At 72.0% G+C, this 16,494-nt stretch carries 14 protein-coding genes; 7 read left to right on the top strand and 7 right to left on the bottom strand.

The annotated features are described in order from the left end of the window. The first annotated feature begins 108 nt into the window (after positions 1-108). Together LO763_RS09140 and LO763_RS09135 are read left to right on the top strand one after the other, a co-directional pair. Complete coding sequence (locus LO763_RS09140) at positions 109-1,695, top strand: acyl-CoA mutase large subunit family protein (RefSeq protein WP_230601661.1); 1,587 nt, start codon at positions 109-111, stop codon at positions 1,693-1,695. Positions 1,696-2,249: 554 nt separating this feature from the next. After that, positions 2,250-3,440 carry an amidohydrolase gene (locus LO763_RS09135; RefSeq protein WP_439650277.1) on the top strand — a complete coding sequence of 397 codons (1,191 nt, stop codon included), beginning with the start codon at positions 2,250-2,252 and terminating at the stop codon, positions 3,438-3,440. A 157-nt stretch (positions 3,441-3,597) separates the two neighbouring features. Here the strand turns inward: LO763_RS09135 and LO763_RS09130 are convergent, their stop codons facing one another. Continuing rightward, positions 3,598-4,041 carry a gamma-glutamylcyclotransferase family protein gene (locus LO763_RS09130; protein WP_369431944.1) on the bottom strand — a complete coding sequence of 148 codons (444 nt, stop codon included), beginning with the start codon at positions 4,039-4,041 and terminating at the stop codon, positions 3,598-3,600. 61 nt (positions 4,042-4,102) lie between these two features. On the opposite strand from LO763_RS09130, the gene LO763_RS09125 reads away from it, so the two are divergent. Continuing rightward, on the top strand, positions 4,103-5,488 hold the full coding sequence (locus LO763_RS09125) for an NAD(P)H-quinone dehydrogenase (protein ID WP_230601658.1): 1,386 nt from the start codon (positions 4,103-4,105) through the stop codon (positions 5,486-5,488). A gap of 52 nt (positions 5,489-5,540) precedes the next feature. Here LO763_RS09125 and LO763_RS09120 read toward each other — a convergent pair whose 3' ends face one another. The 3 genes from LO763_RS09120 to LO763_RS09110 form a co-directional block, all read right to left on the bottom strand. Further along, the gene (locus LO763_RS09120) at positions 5,541-6,551 is read right to left on the bottom strand and encodes an L-type lectin family protein (RefSeq protein WP_230601657.1); all 1,011 of its coding nucleotides are present in this window, start codon (positions 6,549-6,551) and stop codon (positions 5,541-5,543) included. A gap of 246 nt (positions 6,552-6,797) precedes the next feature. Further along, a complete protein-coding gene (locus LO763_RS09115; RefSeq protein WP_230601656.1) occupies positions 6,798-7,550 on the bottom strand; it encodes an ABC transporter permease in 753 nt (250 codons plus the stop codon). Then, on the bottom strand, positions 7,547-8,290 hold the full coding sequence (locus LO763_RS09110; RefSeq protein WP_230601655.1) for an ABC transporter ATP-binding protein: 744 nt from the start codon (positions 8,288-8,290) through the stop codon (positions 7,547-7,549). Before LO763_RS09110 ends, LO763_RS09115 begins: the two co-directional genes overlap by 4 nt. 118 nt (positions 8,291-8,408) lie before the next feature. Here LO763_RS09110 and LO763_RS09105 point away from each other — a divergent pair, with 118 nt between their 5' ends. Together LO763_RS09105 and LO763_RS09100 are read left to right on the top strand one after the other, a co-directional pair. Beyond that, positions 8,409-9,299, top strand: coding sequence for a sensor histidine kinase (locus LO763_RS09105; RefSeq protein WP_230601654.1), 891 nt, complete (start codon positions 8,409-8,411; stop codon positions 9,297-9,299). After that, positions 9,296-9,937 (top strand): response regulator, encoded by a 642-nt coding sequence (locus LO763_RS09100; protein WP_230601653.1) that lies wholly within the window; start codon positions 9,296-9,298, stop codon positions 9,935-9,937. Before LO763_RS09105 ends, LO763_RS09100 begins: the two co-directional genes overlap by 4 nt. Before the next feature lie 444 nt (positions 9,938-10,381). Here the strand turns inward: LO763_RS09100 and LO763_RS09095 are convergent, their stop codons facing one another. From LO763_RS09095 to LO763_RS09085, 3 genes are all read right to left on the bottom strand, one after another. Continuing rightward, positions 10,382-11,818, bottom strand: a complete 1,437-nt coding sequence (locus tag LO763_RS09095) for a GuaB1 family IMP dehydrogenase-related protein (RefSeq protein WP_230601652.1) — start codon at positions 11,816-11,818, stop codon at positions 10,382-10,384. Between the two features lie 70 nt (positions 11,819-11,888). Then, positions 11,889-13,703: an ATP-binding protein gene (locus LO763_RS09090; protein ID WP_230601651.1), complete on the bottom strand. Its 1,815-nt coding sequence runs from the start codon at positions 13,701-13,703 to the stop codon at positions 11,889-11,891. Between the two features lie 172 nt (positions 13,704-13,875). Beyond that, entirely contained in the window at positions 13,876-14,547 is a 672-nt protein-coding gene (locus tag LO763_RS09085) for a PadR family transcriptional regulator (RefSeq protein WP_230601650.1), read from the bottom strand. A gap of 173 nt (positions 14,548-14,720) precedes the next feature. Here LO763_RS09085 and LO763_RS09080 point away from each other — a divergent pair, with 173 nt between their 5' ends. Together LO763_RS09080 and LO763_RS09075 are read left to right on the top strand one after the other, a co-directional pair. After that, positions 14,721-15,689 (top strand): ATP-binding cassette domain-containing protein, encoded by a 969-nt coding sequence (locus tag LO763_RS09080; RefSeq protein WP_230601649.1) that lies wholly within the window; start codon positions 14,721-14,723, stop codon positions 15,687-15,689. Between the two features lie 2 nt (positions 15,690-15,691). Continuing rightward, positions 15,692-16,453: an ABC transporter permease gene (locus tag LO763_RS09075; RefSeq protein WP_230601648.1), complete on the top strand. Its 762-nt coding sequence runs from the start codon at positions 15,692-15,694 to the stop codon at positions 16,451-16,453. Positions 16,454-16,494: the final 41 nt, after the last annotated feature.

Here is a 16,494-nt window from a genome sequence, read left to right as displayed (position 1 = left end):
AACGATCCGTCAACGATGACGTAAGAAGGCGCCGCTCCCGTCTCGGCCGCGCCCCGGGAACGGGTCGGTGCTTCCCGAAGACGCAGTTCAACCCCTAGGATGGCAGCCATGCAGCCGCCACCGCAAGGCCGCGACGGGATCGAGATCCGACCCGTCTACGGCCCCGACGACACCGCGAAGGACCTCCCGGAGCGACTCGGCGAACCCGGGTCCTTCCCCTACACGCGCGGGGTCCACCCGACCATGTACACCTCCCGGCCCTGGACGATGCGCCAGTACGCCGGGTTCGCCACCGCCGCCGAGTCCAACCGGCGCTACCGCGACCTCCTGGCCGCCGGGACCACCGGCCTGTCGGTCGCGTTCGACCTGCCCACGCAGATGGGGTACGACTCCGACGCCCCCGAGGCCCTCGGCGAGGTCGGCAAGGTCGGCGTCGCGGTCGACTCCCTCGCCGACATGCGCGCCCTCTTCGCCGACATCCCCCTCGGCGAGGTCTCCACCTCGATGACCATCAACGCCCCCGCCGCCGTCCTCCTCCTGCTCTACCAGCTCGTCGCCGAGGAGCAGGGCGTCGACCCCGCCGAGCTGCGCGGGACGATCCAGAACGACATCCTCAAGGAGTACATCGCGCGCGGGACCTACATCTTCCCGCCCGCGCCCTCGCTGCGCCTGGTCAGCGACACCTTCGCCTACTGCGCCGCCGAGCTCCCGAAGTGGAACACCATCTCCATCTCCGGCTACCACATGGCCGAGGCCGGGGCCACCCCGGCGCAGGAGCTGGCCTTCACGCTCGCCGACGGCATCGAGTACGTCGAGTGCGCCCTCGCGGCCGGGCTCGACGTCGACGCCTTCGCGCCGCGCCTGTCCTTCTTCTTCGTGGCCCGCTCGGCCATGCTCACCGAGGTCGCCAAGTTCCGCGCCGCCCGGCGCCTGTGGGCGCACATCATGCGCGACCGCTTCGGCGCGAAGGACCCGCGCTCGCTCAAGCTGCGGTTCCACACCCAGACCGCCGGGGTCGAGCTCACCGCCCAGCAGCCCGAGGTCAACCTCGCCCGCGTCACGATCCAGGCCCTCGCCGCCGTCCTCGGCGGCACCCAGTCGCTGCACACCAACGCCTACGACGAGGCCATCGCCCTGCCCACCGACACGTCGGCGCGCCTGGCCCTGCGCACCCAGCAGGTCATCGCCGCCGAGACCGACCTCACCGACACGGTCGACCCGTTCGCCGGCTCGTACGCCGTCGAGAGCCTCACCGACGCCGTCGAGGCCGAGGCGCTCCAGCTCATCGACGCGGTCTTCGCGCACGGCTCGGCCGTCGCCGCGATCGAGGAGGGCTTCCAGAAACGTGAGATAGAACGCAGCGCCTACGAGACGGCCAAGCGCATCGACGCAGGCGAGCAGACCGTCGTCGGCGTGAACGCTTACACCCTCAATGGGAGCGAAGCGCCGTATCAACCGCTCAAAGTGGACCCTGAAATCGAGGCGGCACAGGTCGCCAGGCTCGCCGCGCATCGCGCCGGGCGCGATGCGAGTACGCTTGAGAACGCACTGGCCGGTGTGCGATCCGCCGCCGCGGGAACGGACAATGTGCTGTATCCGCTCAAAGCGGCACTGGCCGCCGGCGCGACCGTGGGCGAGGTATGCGGAGCACTCGCCGGGGAATGGGGACGATACGTCCCCACCGACAACTGGTGACCGATCGGTGACCGATCGGCGAAGCGCACAACGCGTCTGTCGCCGGATCCGGCCATCGGGGAAAAACTGGTCCACGGACGCGTCATCAAGCCGGTACGCGTCCGTGTTCCGTATGAAAAACCGGGACGCGGCCGTAACTTATCGGCTCGGCAAGCGTTATGCCTCATGACGGCGGGTTCGGCCAAAGAGCCGTAACCGTTGGTCGTGCGACCGTGACCCCTGGGTGAGCAATCCCTCGGTGACATTCGCGAGCCGGAAGCCGATAGGGCGCGAATCCGGCCCGCGGGCGTCGCAAATCACGGCGCTGGCCGCAACGGAGTGCGATCGGATTAAGCTTGCCGAATCGCCTCCAATGGCTTTGATCCTCGGACGGAATTGCGAGGCGCGAAGGAATGTACACGCTCACTGCGGAGAAAGTCGTCGAGATGGGTACCGCCACAAAATCCAATGAGCCCCTGCCGAGCGCGATCGCGCCCGATGAGCGTCTCGTGGTACCGGGCGCGCTGCCCACCCTCGACACCTCACCCGGCGAGACCGCTACGGAGCCGCAGGCCATGCTCACATCGCTGCCCGAATTCCTCGACGACTGGCTCGGCGCGCACGCCGGCGAGATCATCGCCGCCCGCCGCCACATCCACGCCAACCCGCGCCTGTCGCGCCAGGAGCACGACACCGCGGACTTCGTGGCCGCCCGCCTCGCCGAAGCCGGCCTCCAGCCCCAGCTCATCCCCGACGGCACCGGCCTCACCTGCGACATCGGCACCGGCGACCACGTCATCGCGATCCGCGCCGACATGGACGCCCTGCCCATCCACGACCCGAAGCAGGTCCCGTACCGCTCGACCGTCGACGGCGTCTGCCACGCCTGCGGCCACGACGCCCACACCGCGATCGTCCTCGGCGTCGCCCGCGTCCTCGCCGAACTCGAGCGCCGCGAGGGACTGCCGGGCCGCTTCCGCCTGATCTTCCAGCCCTCCGAGGAGCAGTTCCCCTCGGGCGCGCCCACGATGATCAAGTACGGGGCGCTCACCGACGTCGCCGCGATCTTCGCGTTCCACTGCGACCCGCAGTTCCCGGCCGGGCAGGTCGCCGTCCGCAACGGCCCGCTGACCGCCGCGTGCGACGTCATGGAGATCCGCATGCGCGGCCGCGGCGGCCACACCTCCCGTCCGCACCTGACCTCCGACCTGGTCAACGCGATCGGCCGCGTCGTGGTCGACGTGCCCGCGCTGGTGAACCGCCGCCTCGACCCGCGGCAGTCGGTCGCGATCGTCTTCGGGGCGGTCCAGGCCGGCGAGGCCGCCAACGCGATCCCGCAGGAGGCCCTCGCCCGCGCCACCGTGCGCGTGCACGGCCGCGAGACCTGGGACATGATCCCCGACCTGGTGCAGGAGGTGACCCGGTCGGTGGCCCGCTCCTCCGGCGTCGAATGCGAGATCGACTACCGCCGCGGCGTGCCCCCGGTGGTCAACGACCGCGCGGCCTCGGCGATGTTCGCCGGCGCGACCGCGGCCGCCCTGGGGGACGAGGCCGTGGCCGAGGCGCCCATGTCGATGGGCGGCGAGGACTTCGCGTACTACCTGGAACAGATCCCGGGCGCCATGGCGCGCCTGGGCGTCGGCCGCCCGGACGAGCGCCTGGACATCCACCAGGGCGACTTCGACATCGACGAGGCCGCGCTGGCGCACGGCGTCCGCGTCATGACCCACACGGTCCTGGCCGCGGCCCAGAGCCCGGCCTTCTGAGAACGCGGGTAGGGGCGGGGCGCGCGGCGTCCCGCCCTTTTCGGCGCCGCGGAAACGTGAACGGCGCGTCCAGACGAATCGGACATCGCGAGCGCCCCCGTACGCGAACGTACCCGCGGGGTGCGACAGGCGCCCCGGACCGGAGCGGGACTCGCGCCTACTCGGCGGTCGGGCGCTTCCGCAGCGTCTCGACGTAGTCCTGCGGCGCGCCCGCGGCCTCGGCCGCCCGCATGATCTCGTCGAGGTACCACTGGCTCGGCATGCCGCCCTCGAAGCCCTCGAAGACGTACAGCCACACCTGCCGGTTCGCCTCCAGCGTCGCCGCCTGGGTGTGCATCCTCCGGTACAGCCCCGAGTTCAGCCCCTCCAGCTCGTCGAGCACCTGGCGGTCGGCGTGGTCGAGGTCGTAGAGCGCCACGAACACCCGCTCTCCCGGGTCCTCGACGACCGTCGCGACCGCGGTCTCCGAGCCCATGTCGGCGTTGCCGAAGGTCAGGCGCCAGCCCTCGAGCCAGCCCGTCCCCACCAGCGGCGAGCGCGGACATGTCGCGCGCATGCGGGCAGGGTCGAGATTCGAGCCATACGCGGCATAGAGATGCACGCCTCGAAGATACCCTTAAACGAGCCCGCACTGAAGCATCCGAACCTCGAAAGGCGCGTCCGTGGCACGAGTAGCGATCATCGGCGGAGGCCCGGCCGGGTACGAGGCCGCCCTTGTGGCGGCCCAACTCGGGGCCGACGTCACCCTCATCGAGGCCACCGGGGCGGGCGGCGCGTGCGTCCTCTCCGACTGCGTCCCCTCCAAGACCTTCATCGCCGCCTCGGCGGTCCTCACCGAGATCCACGAGTCCAGCGAACTCGGCATCGGCACCAAGGAGGCCACCGCCGACCCCGGCGCGGTCAACGGCCGCGTCCGGCGCCTCGCCACCCAGCAGTCGGCCGACATCGCCCAGAAGCTCGTCAACGCCGGCGTCGACATCGTCTACGGCCGCGGGGCCCTGCGCGTCGACAAGGGCTACAACTACGTCCACGAACTCCACGTGGTCCCGCTCGAGGGCGAGCCCTACGACGCCGACGCCGACGTGGTCCTCATCGCCACCGGCGCCACCCCCCGCACCCTCACCTCCGCGCCCGTCGACGGCGAGCGCATCCTCACCTGGCGCCAGCTCTACGACCTCAAGGAGCTCCCCGAGCACCTCATCGTCGTCGGCTCCGGCGTCACCGGCGCCGAGTTCGCCTCCGCCTACCTCGCCATGGGCTCGGCCGTCACCCTCATCTCCTCCCGCGACCGCGTCATGCCCCACGAGGACGCCGAGGCCGCCGAGACCGTCGGGCGCGTCTTCGTGCGCCGCGGCATGGACGTGCGCAACCACTCCCGCGCCGCCGCCGCCCGCCGCACCGACACCGGCGTGGAGGTCGAACTCGAGGACGGCACCGTCATCGAGGGCAGCCACGCCCTCATCTGCGTCGGCTCGATCCCCAACTCCGACAACCTCGGCCTGCACGCCTACGGCGTCAACGTGGACGAACGCGGGTTCCTCCCCGTCGACAAGGTCTCGCGCACCAACGTCCCCGGCGTCTACGCCGCGGGCGACGTCACCGGCGTCCACGCCCTCGCCTCGGTCGCGGCCATGCAGGGCCGCATCGCGATCTGGCACGCCCTCGGCGAGGCCGTGCGCCCCATCAAGCTCGCCCACGTCGCCGCGAACGTGTTCACCGACCCCGAACTGGCCTCGGTCGGCGTCACCCAGGCCGACGTCGACTCCGGCAAGGTCGACTGCCGCGGCGTGCTGCTGCCGTTCGCGTCCAACCCGCGCGCCAAGATGGTCGACCGCACCGAGGGCTTCGTGAAGCTCTTCGCGTGGAACTCCTCGGGGATCGTCGCCGGCGGCGTCGTGGTCGGCTCCCGCGCCTCCGAGCTCATCACCCCGATCGCGCTCGCCGTGGAGCAGCGCCTCACCGTCGAGCAGGTCGCCCGGACCTTCACGATCTACCCGTCGCTGTCCGGCTCGGTCGCCGAGGCCGCCCGCCAGCTCATGGAGTACTAGGACGCGAGCGGGGCCCGGGGCGCACGCCCCGGGCCCCGCTCGCGTCCGAGCCCTACTCGAAGCACTCGACCCGCAGGTGGCGGATCAGGTGCACGTCGGTCGCCCCGCCGGTGGAGGAGGCGAACCCGAACTTGAACGTCTCCGGCAGCGCCTCGGGCACCGCGGCCTCCAGGGCGCGGTCCCACTCGCCGTCCTCGTCGAACTTGACGTCGACGGTGACCGCCGCCCCGTCGCCCTCGCCCACGACCTTCAGCTTCACGAGCCGCTTGGCGTCGGCGCGCTCGCCGACGTTGAGCTCCTCGGGGAACACCGTCCCGTACAGGTCCTCCCCGTCAGGGGAGGTGCCGACCTTCTCGTCGGTGGCGGAGGTCGCCAGCAGGCAGTAGCCCTCCATGCCCTGGCCGGGGCCGCGCAGCACCACGTTGTCCGGGGCGCGGCTGCCCGCGGTCCGCAGGTGCGCGGGGGCCCGCTGGTCCTCGGGGCAGCCGCCGCCGCGGCCCTCGGTGTCGGCCGAGAAGTTCCCCCACGCGTCCAGGCCCAGGCCCAGGTAGCCGCCCTCGACGCCCGGCTCGGTGGCGTCGGCGGTGTCGAACTGGGCGTAGCCGAGGCTGCCGCCCCAGGCGCCGGTGCCGGCCAGGTCGGTCGCGCCGTCGACGAGGAAGAACGAGATGCCGTCAGCGCCGGTGCCCCCGTACTGGAACTGCGCGAAGGTCACCTCGATGCCCTTCGCGGAGCGCAGGGCCTTGTTGTAGACGATGCCGCCGGTCTCGTAGGTGTCGGCGTCGGTGAGCTGGAGGTACCCGGGCTGCCTGCCCGCGGCGGGGACCGGGCCGGTCGCCTCGCCGGCGCACGAGCCGAACCCGTTCGCGCCGCCCGACTCGGCGGCGGTGAGGCAGGCGCCGAGCGAGGCGAAGTGATCGTCCTCGACGGTCCTGCCGGTGAAGGGCTCGTCGACCAGGAGGGTCTTCGCCTCGGCGGGCGGGGACTGCGCGGCGGCCGGCGCCCCCGCGAGCACGGCGGCGAGCATCATCGAGCCCGCTCCGAACATGGCCAGGTGTTTCACGAATGCTCCTTCGATCCTGTCGCGCGGAGCGCCGCCCGCTCCGGACGGCGCCTGCTTGGAAGGCGGCCCCGGAAACGAAGGCCGGCTAGGGCGAAGTTATACGAGAACCCGCTGCCGAGTGGGCGATTCCGCCGATTGCGGACGCGCATGTGGACACCGGGCGGCCCGGTGCTTCGCGGCGGCGCCGCGCCCGTGCGGACGCGGCGGCGGCCGGGGCCCGCCCCGGCCGCCGCCTTCCCGGTTCCCTCAGGAGTCCCGGCGGCGCATGCTGAGCCAGCCGCCCGCCAGCGCCGCCGCCGTCCACAGCACCAGGATCGCGATGCCCTCCCAAGGGCCGTACGGACGGCCGAACTGCGGGTCCCCCGGCACCGTCATGTGCATGATCACCTGGCCCACCTGATCGGGGAAGTACTGCACCACCGGCTTGACCGCCTCGAGGTTCCCCAGGCCCTGACCCGAGAGGAACAGCACCGGCAGCAGGATCGCCAGCGGCCACACGGTGCTGCGCGCCATCACGGCGATCGACGCCGCGAACACGCTCAGCAGCGTCAAGTGGATCCAGGAGCCCAGCAGCATCTCGATCGTCGACCACGCGGTCCACTCGACCGCCAGGTCCCCCACGACCGCCTGCACGAGCGCGAACACCGCCAACTCCACCGCGAGCGCCGCGCCCCCCACCGCGAGCCCGACCGCGGCCATCTTCGCCGCGAAGAACCGCCCCCGGGAGGGCACCGCCGCCAACGAGGCCCGGATCGTGCCCGTCGAGTACTCCGAGCCCACGACCGTCACCGCGAACGTGATGAGCAGCAACTGGCCCACCAGCAGCCCCATGGCCACCGCCACGAGCGGATCGTCCAGATCCCCCTCACCGACGGACGAACTCGCCGCCCACCCCAGCGCCGCCGCCGTGAACGCGAACGCCGCCAACGTCACCGCCGTCGACCGCACCGACCGCAGCTTCACCCACTCCGCCGCCGCGGCCTGCCCGAACGCGCTCATCGCGCACCTCCCGACCGGTACTCGACCGCTCCGCTCGTCAACCGCATGAACGCCTCCTCCAGGCTCGCCCCCGAACCGGACTCGGCATGGGAGGCGATGAACGCCTCCGTCGGCAGGTCCGCCAGCAGGCGGCCCCGGCCGATCACGACCAGGTGCTCGGCCGTCAACGCCATCTCGGCCATGAGGTGACTCGAGACCAGCACCGTGCGGCCCTCCGCGGCCAGGCGCTTCATCAGGTTCCGGATCCACACCACCCCTTCGGGGTCGAGGCCGTTCACCGGCTCGTCCAGGATCAGGACGCCCGGGTCCCCGAGCAGCGCCGCCGCCACCCCCAGCCGCTGCTTCATCCCCAGCGAGAGGGCCTTGGCCTTCTTGCGGGCCGCGGCGGCGAGCCCGGTCGCCTCCAGGACCTCCTCGACCCGCCGCGCCCCGATGCCGTTGCTGCGGGCCAGCCACTGGAGGTGCGCGCGGGCGCTGCGGCCCGGATGCAGGTCCCCGGCCTCCAACAGCGTCCCGACCGCCGTCAGGGGCCGCTCGATCGACCCGTACGGGCGCCCGCCGATCGCGGCCCGCCCGGCCGTAGGACGGTCCAGGCCCAGGATCAGCCGGATCGTGGTGGACTTGCCCGCGCCGTTGGGGCCGAGGAAGCCGGTGACGCGGCCCGGCTCCACCGTGAAGGACAGGTCGTCGACGGCTATGCCGCCGCGATACCGCTTGGTCAGATTGCTCACTTCGATCACGTTGCAACCGTAGAAATCCCGCCGCGCGGGCGACAGTCGCCGAAGGTCGCCCGAACCGGCGACGAAAGTGAACGCGCCGCTCCCCGCGCCCGCCCGGGCCGATGCGTACCCTGGCCGTATGAGAGGTCTCCTCGCGACGATCGCGGTGGTCCTGGCCGAGTTCACCGTCCTCGCCGCCGTGCCCGCCGGGCCCGTGCCCGCCGGCATCCTGGCGCTGCTCGCCGCCGCCGTCGTGGTCGCCTTGTGGCAGCGGTACCGGCGGTCGATCCGCGAACGCGAGGCCGCCGTCCACCGCGAGCGGCTGCGGCTCGCCCGCGACATGCACGACCGGATCGGCCGCCGCCTCGGCCTCGCCGCGCTCCAGGCCGCCGCCCTGGAGGTCCGCGAGACCGACCCCGAGCGGCGCGCCGAGGCCAGGCAGGTCGGCGACACCGTCCGCGCCGCCGTCGAGGACCTCCACGGCCTCGTCGCGGTCCTCAGAGGCGATGGGCCCCCCGCCGACACCGGACCCCTGCTCGACCCCGCGGCGGTCGCCGCGCTGGCCGCGCAGTTCGTCGAGGCGGGCGTGGCCGTCGAGCTGCGCCAGAGCGGCGAACCCGGCCCCGTCCCCGCCGCCGGGGCCCGCGCGGCCTACGCGGTCCTGGAGGAGGGCATGGCGAACGCGGCCAAGCACGCGCCCGGACGGCCGATCACCGCCACCGTCACCTGGGAGGACGACGCGCTCCTGGTCGCCGTCGAGAACGAGGTCGCCGGGTCCGCCGGGCCCGCGGGCCCGGGCGGCCACGGCCTGGTGGGCCTGCGCGAGCGCATGGACGCCGCCGGGGGACTGCTCGACTGCCGCGTCGAGGACGGCCGGTTCCGCCTGAGCGCCATGCTGCCCCGGACCGCGACCCGGGCGTCGCTCGCGGGCGCGCTGCTGCCGCGGCCGGTCCGGGCCGCGGCGTTCGCGACCGTCGTAGTACTGCTCGCGATGCTGCCGCTGACCACGGTCGCGGGGGTGCAGGGATGACCGCCGTGGTGATCGCCGACGACGAACCGCTGGTGGTCGCCGGGGTGCGGACGGTCCTGGAGGCGGCCGGGATCGCGGTCGCCGCGGCGGCGCACGACGGCCGCGACGCGGTCGCGGCGGTGGCCGCGCACCGGCCGGACGTGGCCCTGGTGGACCTGCACATGCCGGGCCTCGGCGGCCTGGAGGTGGTCGAGCGGCTGGCCGCCGCGTCGCCGGGGACGCGCGCGCTGGTGCTGACCTCGTTCGGGGACCAGGAGAACGTGCTGGCCGCGGTGGAGGGCGGCGCGGCCGGGTTCGTGCTGAAGACCTGCGCGCCCGAGGAGCTGGTGACCGCGGTGCGGGCGGTGGCGGCGGGGGAGGCGTACCTGTCGCCGGCGGTGACGCGGATGGTGCTGGGCCTGGTGGCCCCCGAGTCGGTGCCCCGCCGCAGGGACGCGGTCGAACGCGTCGCGCGGCTGGCCGCGAGGGAGCGGGAGGTCCTGGAACTGGTGGCGGAGGGCCTGTCCAACGCGGAGATCGCCGGGAGGGTCCACATGAGCGAGGCGACGGTGAAGACCTACGTGAGCCGGGTGCTCGCGAAGCTCGACTGCGCCAACCGCGTCCAAGCGGCGATGCTCGCCAGGGACGCGAGAGGCTGAACCACCCCCACCCCCATCCCCACCCCGAGTCGACACTGCCCTCGACCAGGCAATACAACCAACCCTCGCAAAGTTATCCACAGGCGGAAAAACAATGCTTGGCAACCCATACCGGACATGTGATGGTTGGTGGATAAAAAACGTCTTCTTCGCCGGTGGTGGTGGCAGTGCGGAGTGGCGATCCGGTCCTGGCGGGACTGGCGGTGCATGAGGGAATCCCCGGGGGCCGCCCCCGAAGTCCGCGTGCGGGTGCACCCGCGCGCGGCTCCTGCCAGGACACCTCGCGAGGTACACGCGGGCGCGCCGGCAACCAGCCGGTGCGCCCGCACCACACGAACGCCGGCCGGTGCGCACCGCGCACCCGCGCCGAGCGCGCGCACGTCCAGCACGCGCGCCCAGCGGTGCGCACAGCACCGCGGGCGCCCGCGATCTCGCCTGTGCCGCTTACCAGCTGCTGGGGACCGGCGCGCCCTCGGTGTAGCCCGCCGCGGACTGGATGCCGACAGCGGCCCGCTCGTGGAACTCCTCCAGGTTCGTCGCACCCGCGTACGTCGCCGCCGAGCGCACCCCCGCCACGATCGAGTCGAGCAGGTCCTCCACCCCCGGCCGCTTCGGGTCCAGGTACATCCGGCCCGTCGAGATGCCCTCCTCGAACAGGGCCTTCCTGGCCTGCTCGAACGACGACTCGCCCGCGCTGCGCGCCTTCACCGCGCGCGCCGAGGCCATCCCGAAGGACTCCTTGAACGGCCGCCCGTCCGCGTCGTAGTGCATGTCGCCGGGCGACTCGTGGGTCCCCGCGAACCAGGAGCCGATCATGACGTTCGACGCCCCCGCCGCGAGCGCCAGGGCCACGTCCCTCGGGTGCCGCACACCGCCGTCGGCCCACACGCGCCTGCCGTGGCGCCGCGCGGTCGCGGCGCACTCGAGCACCGCCGAGAACTGCGGGCGGCCCACCCCGGTCATCATCCGGGTGGTGCACATCGCGCCCGGGCCCACGCCGACCTTGACGATGTCGGCGCCCGCGTTGATCAGGTCGGTCGCGCCCTCGGCGGTCACCACGTTGCCCGCGGCGATCGGCAGGTGCGGGGCCGCGTCGCGCACGAGCTTGAGCGCGTCGAGCATCTTCTCCTGGTGGCCGTGCGCGGTGTCCACGACGATCACGTCGGCCCCGGCCTCGACCAGGGCGCCGGCCTTGCCGGTCACGTCCCCGTTGATGCCGATCGCGACGGCGACCCGCAGCCTCCCGTCCGCGTCCGTGTTCGGCCGGTAGATGGTGTTGCGCAGGGCCCCGGCCCGGGTGAGCACGCCGTGCAGGCGGCCCTTGCCGTCGAGCACGGGCGCGAGCTTGACCTTGGCCTCCTCGAGGACCTTGAACGCCTCGGCGTCCGAGATCCCGGCCGGGAGGGTCACGAGCCGGTCGGAGGCGACCTGCTCGAGCTGGGTGAACCGGTCCACGCCGCGGCAGTCGGCCTCGGTGACCACGCCCAGCGGCCGGTGCTCGGAGTCGACGACGATGACCGCGCCGTGGGCCCGCTTGGGGAACAGGGCGATCGCCTCGGCGACGGTGGCGGTCGGCGGGAGGGTCAGGGCCGCGTCGCAGTCGAGCGGGCGGGACTTGACGCGCGCGATGACGTCGGCGACGACGTCGACGGGGATGTCCTGCGGGATGACGGCGAGGGCGCCGCGCCGCGCGAGCGTCTCGGCCATGCGCCGCCCCGAGACCGCGGTCATGTTCGCGGCGATGATCGGGATGGAGTTCCCGGTCCCGTCCTGGGTCGACAGGTCGACGTCGAGCCGCGAGGCCACGTTCGACCGGTTGGGGACCATGAACACGTCCGAGTAGGTGAGGTCGTGCTCCGGTGGTCCGTCGATGAAGCGCATGGCAGGCCCCCTGTAGGGAGTGGTGGAGTACCGACGGTGGATTGCCGCCGCCGGGCACTCTAACCGTTTTTCAGTCGGCAGTGGCCGTGCTTGTGGTGCTACGCACAGCGACTTCCATCATCTCTCGCCGGGGGCCCGCCTGTAAGTCGGAGATGTGACAGATCGGGGCGCCCGCTGCCACGACGTCGCCGATGGCGACCTCCAGGCCCGACACGGTGCCGGACTTGTGCGCCTCGATGGGCTGCTCCATCTTCATGGCCTCGAGGACCACGATGGTGTCGCCCTTGACGACGGACTGGCCGTCGGCGACCGCGACCTTGACGATGGTGCCCTGCATCGGCGAGGGCAGCGAGTCGCCGCCGATGGCGGGCCCGGCGTCGGCCTTCTTCTTCGCGCTGCGCTTCTTCGGCTTGCTCGACGCGACGGGGTTGAGCAGCCCCGCGGGGATCGACACCTCGAGGCGCTTGCCGCCGACCTCGACGACCAGGCTCGTCCGCTCTTCGGCGTCGCCCCCGGCGTCGGCCCCGGCGCCGTACGGCTCCAGGGTGTTGTCCCACTCGGTCTCGATCCAGCGGGTGTGAACCGTGAAGTCCTCGGCGAACGCGGGGTCGTCGATGACGGCGCGGTGGAACGGCAGCACCGTCGCGAGGCCCTCGACCTCCATCTCCGCGAGCGCCCGGCGCGAGCGGCGCAGGGCCTCCTCGCGGGTGGGGGCGGTGATGATCACCTTGGCGAGCAGCGAGTCGAAGTTGCCGTCGATGACGGTGCCCTCTTCGATGCCGGTGTCGACGCGCACGCCCGGCCCGGCCGGGAGCCGCAGCTTCGTGACCGCGCCCGGGGCGGGCAGGAACCCGCGGCCGGGGTCCTCGCCGTTGATGCGGAACTCGATGGAGTGGCCGCGCGGCTCGGGGTCCTCGGTGAGCGGGACGGTCTCACCGGAGGCGATGCGGAACTGCTCGCGCACGAGGTCGAGTCCGCTGGTCTCCTCCGAGACGGGGTGCTCGACCTGGAGGCGGGTGTTGACCTCGAGGAAGGAGATGGTGCCGTCGACGGCCACGAGGAACTCGACGGTGCCGGCCCCGTGGTAGTCGGCGGCCTTGCAGATGGCCTTGGCGGCGTTGTGGATCACGGCGCGCTGCTCGTCGCTCAGGAACGGCGCGGGGGCCTCCTCGACGAGCTTCTGGTGGCGGCGCTGGAGGGAGCAGTCGCGGGTGCCGACGACGATGACGTTGCCGTGCGTGTCGGCGAGGACCTGGGCTTCGACGTGGCGGGGCCGGTCGAGGTAGCGCTCGACGAAGCATTCGCCGCGGCCGAAGGCGGCCTCGGCCTCGCGCACGGCGGACTCGAACAGGTCGGGGATCTCGTCGCGTTCGCGGGCGACCTTGAGGCCGCGCCCGCCGCCGCCGAAGGCGGCCTTGATCGCCACGGGCAGGCCGTGCTCGTCGGCGAACGCGAGGATCTCGGAGGCGTCCTTGACGGGGTCCTTGGTGCCGGGCACCAGGGGCACGTCGGCCTTCATGGCGAGGTGGCGGGCGGTGACCTTGTCGCCGAGGTCGCGGATGGACTGGGGCGTGGGGCCGATCCAGGTGAGCCCGGCGTCGATGACGGCCTGGGCGAACTCGGCGTTCTCGGAGAGGAAGCCGTACCCGGGGTGGACCGCGTCGGCCTCGGACCGCTCGGCGACCCGCAGGAGCTTGTCGATCCGCAGGTAGGTGTCGGCGGCCGTGAGCCCGTCGAGGGCGAACGCCTCGTCGGCCAGGAGCGTGTGGGGTGCGTCGCGGTCGCCGTCGGCGTAGACGGCGACGGACTCGTACCCGGCGTCCCGGCAGGCCCGGATGACTCTCACTGCGATCTCGCCGCGGTTGGCGATCAAAACCTTGCGCACGTCCCGCAGTGTAGTGGCCGCGTATCCGAGACCGGGTGGACGCCGTCACCGAAGGCCCGGATGAACCGGTATGAACCGGACCTTATTTATGGGATCTCCACAACACGGGTTGTCGATTTTTTAGAGTGATCTATTAAACGATCGTTCAGGTGGACGCCGGTCGCGCGCGCCGTCACTCGAAGACGGAGTGCCACTGGGCCGACTCCTCGGCGAAGCGCTCGGAGCGGATCGACTCGCGCCAATGGGCGGCCTGGTCGGCGTCGGGATCGGGTCCGAGCGCGAGGTCGCCGGACTCGATCCGCCCGGCGGTGTCCTCGCACCACTCGGCGTCGGCGTTCCACAGGTCGGTCTGGCGCTTGAGCAGCGCCCTCGCGTGCGGGGGCACGAACGAGGCCTCGGCGCCCTCGGTGAACTCCGGCGAGGTCGCGGCGAGCAGGACCGTCACCGACTCGATGCGCCCGTAGAGGACCTCGGCGCGCTGGCGGAGCATGGCGGCGTTCTCGGCGGGGGTGAGCACCGTCGCGAAGGACCAGGCGGTGTGGAAGGGGTCGTCGGACCCGGCGACCTCCCAGAGCTTCTCGCGCAGGGTCCGCTGGAACTCGGCCTCGCCCCGCGCGGTGATCCGGTACGTGGTCCTGGCGGGCCGGTCGTCCACCGACTCGGTGGCCACGACCTCGATCTGCCCGTCGGCGGTGAGCTTCTTGAGCGCGTGGTAGATCGAGCCCGCGCCGATCTCGGAGACGCCCGGCATCCGCCACGAGTCGATCTCGCGGCGGACCAGGTAGCCGTGGACGGGGCCGAGCCACCTGACCAGGCCGAGGACGATCAGACGCGTGCTCCACATACCCCCCATATTATACCTTTGACTAATCTCGCTGAAGCGCCTATACCTGGTTGTTGCTCACAGCCGACCGTGTATATAGTCAAAGTTGAACAAGGAAACCGGTCGCGTTCCGCACACCCGGCCCCGAGCCGCCGGACGCGGCCAGCGTCAACGAACCCACCCGCGAGGTACCCATGCTCATCGAGACCAGGGGACTGAAGAAGACCTTCAAGTCCCGCGGCAAGTCCGTCGAGGCCGTGCGCGGCGTCGACCTGTCCGTGAAGGAGGGGGAGATCTTCGGACTCCTCGGCCCCAACGGCGCCGGCAAGACCACGACGATGCGGATGCTCTCCACCCTCATCGAGCCCACCGAGGGCCAGGTGAGCGTCTGCGGCCACGACCTCGCCCGCGACCCCGCCGCCGTCCGCCGCGACATCGGCTTCGTCGGCCAGGAGGGCGGCACCTGGGGCGAGGTCACCGCCCGCGAGGAGCTCATCATGCAGGGCCGCCTCTACGGCAGGTCCAAACGCGACTCCGCCGCCCGCGCCGCCGTCGTCCTGGAGTCCTTCCAGCTCGACGAGTTCGCCGACCGGATGGTCAAGACCTACTCCGGCGGGCAGAAGCGCCGCCTCGACATCGCCCTGGGCGTCATGCACGAGCCCAAGCTCCTGTTCCTCGACGAGCCCACCACCGGGCTCGACCCGCAGTCGCGGGCCCACATGTGGGACGAGGTGCGCGCCCTCCGGGAACGCGGCACCGCGATCTTCCTGACCACCCACTACCTCGACGAGGCCGACGCCCTGTGCGACCGGCTCGCCATCATCGACCACGGCGAGGTCGTCGCCGAGGGCACGCCGCTCTCGCTCAAGAAGGAGGTCGCCGGCGACGTCGTCGTCATCGGCGTGGGCGACCGGCACGCCGAGGCGCACCCGCTTCTGAGCGGCAAGGACTTCGTCCGCGAGGTCGAGGCCGGCGAGCCCGACCCGGCCACGGGGGTCGCGCTGCTGCGCCTGTACGTCGACGACGGCGCCGCCGCCCTGCCCGAGCTCCTGCGCGCCCTCGACGGCGCCCGGATCACCCCCGCCTCCATCGAGCTGCACCGGCCCAGCCTCGACGACGTGTTCCTGAAGCAGACCGGCCGGTCGCTGCGAGAGGAGAAGTGACCATGAAGGCACTGCGCGACACCTGGCTCGTCTACTCGCGGGCGATGAAGCTCAACCTCAAGCAGCCGGTGTGGCTGGTGGTCATGCTCATCCAGCCGCTGTACTTCCTGATCTTCTTCGCGCCGCTGCTCGACGGCCTCGAGGGCACCCCCGGCTTCGAGGCCGGGGCGATGGAGACCTTCGTGCCCGGGCTGATCATCATGATGGCCCTGTTCGGCTCCACGTTCGTCGGCTTCGGCCTCATCGCGGAGCTGCGCCAGGGCGTCATCGAGCGGATGCGCGTCACCCCCGTCAGCCGGGTGGCCCTGCTCATCGGGCGGACCCTCTCGACGGTCACCTCCACGGTCATCCAGGCGCTCATCCTGATCGTGCTCGCCGCGCTGATCGGCGGCCTGCGGATCGACTGGGGCGGCGTGACGCTCATGTTCGGGATCATCATCCTGACCTCGTTCATGCTGGGGGCGCTCTCCTACGGCGTGGCGATGGTCCTCAAGAGCGAGGACACGCTCGCGCCGGTCCTCAACACCGTGGTCCAGCCGATCATGCTGCTGTCGGGCATCATGCTGCCGATGGCGCTGGCCCCGGCGTGGCTCCAGAACGTCGCCGACTTCAACCCGTTCTACTACGCGGTCGAGGCCGCCCGGTCCCTGTTCGCGGGGGACTTCGGGAACAACGCCGTGTGGCAGGCCGCGGTCTTCATCGGCGGCCTGGCGGTGCTGCTGGTCTGGTGGGCCAGCCGCAAGTTCGCCCGAGCGGTGGCCTGAACCGGGAGACCGAGGGCCGCCGCGCACCAGCGGGTGCGCGG

Origin of the sequence: Glycomyces amatae, assembly GCF_020991375.1 — a bacterium.
Lineage (GTDB): Bacteria > Actinomycetota > Actinomycetes > Mycobacteriales > Micromonosporaceae > Glycomyces > Glycomyces amatae.
The sequence above is the reverse complement of the archived record's forward strand: the minus strand, read 5'-3'. Positions and strand labels throughout refer to the sequence as shown.

What these genes read in the sequence shown, in the direction of transcription:
- LO763_RS09095 (WP_230601652.1), bottom strand. Translation starts at nt 11,818, where the DNA reads ATGCGCTTCATCGACGGACCACCGGAGCACGACCTCACCTACTCGGAC.
- LO763_RS09135 (WP_439650277.1), top strand. Translation starts at nt 2,250, where the DNA reads ATGCTCACATCGCTGCCCGAATTCCTCGACGACTGGCTCGGCGCGCAC.
- LO763_RS09100 (WP_230601653.1), top strand. Translation starts at nt 9,296, where the DNA reads ATGACCGCCGTGGTGATCGCCGACGACGAACCGCTGGTGGTCGCCGGG.
- LO763_RS09085 (WP_230601650.1), bottom strand. Translation starts at nt 14,547, where the DNA reads ATGTGGAGCACGCGTCTGATCGTCCTCGGCCTGGTCAGGTGGCTCGGC.
- LO763_RS09140 (WP_230601661.1), top strand. Translation starts at nt 109, where the DNA reads ATGCAGCCGCCACCGCAAGGCCGCGACGGGATCGAGATCCGACCCGTC.
- LO763_RS09080 (WP_230601649.1), top strand. Translation starts at nt 14,721, where the DNA reads ATGCTCATCGAGACCAGGGGACTGAAGAAGACCTTCAAGTCCCGCGGC.
- LO763_RS09115 (WP_230601656.1), bottom strand. Translation starts at nt 7,550, where the DNA reads ATGAGCGCGTTCGGGCAGGCCGCGGCGGCGGAGTGGGTGAAGCTGCGG.
- LO763_RS09105 (WP_230601654.1), top strand. Translation starts at nt 8,409, where the DNA reads ATGAGAGGTCTCCTCGCGACGATCGCGGTGGTCCTGGCCGAGTTCACC.
- LO763_RS09075 (WP_230601648.1), top strand. Translation starts at nt 15,692, where the DNA reads ATGAAGGCACTGCGCGACACCTGGCTCGTCTACTCGCGGGCGATGAAG.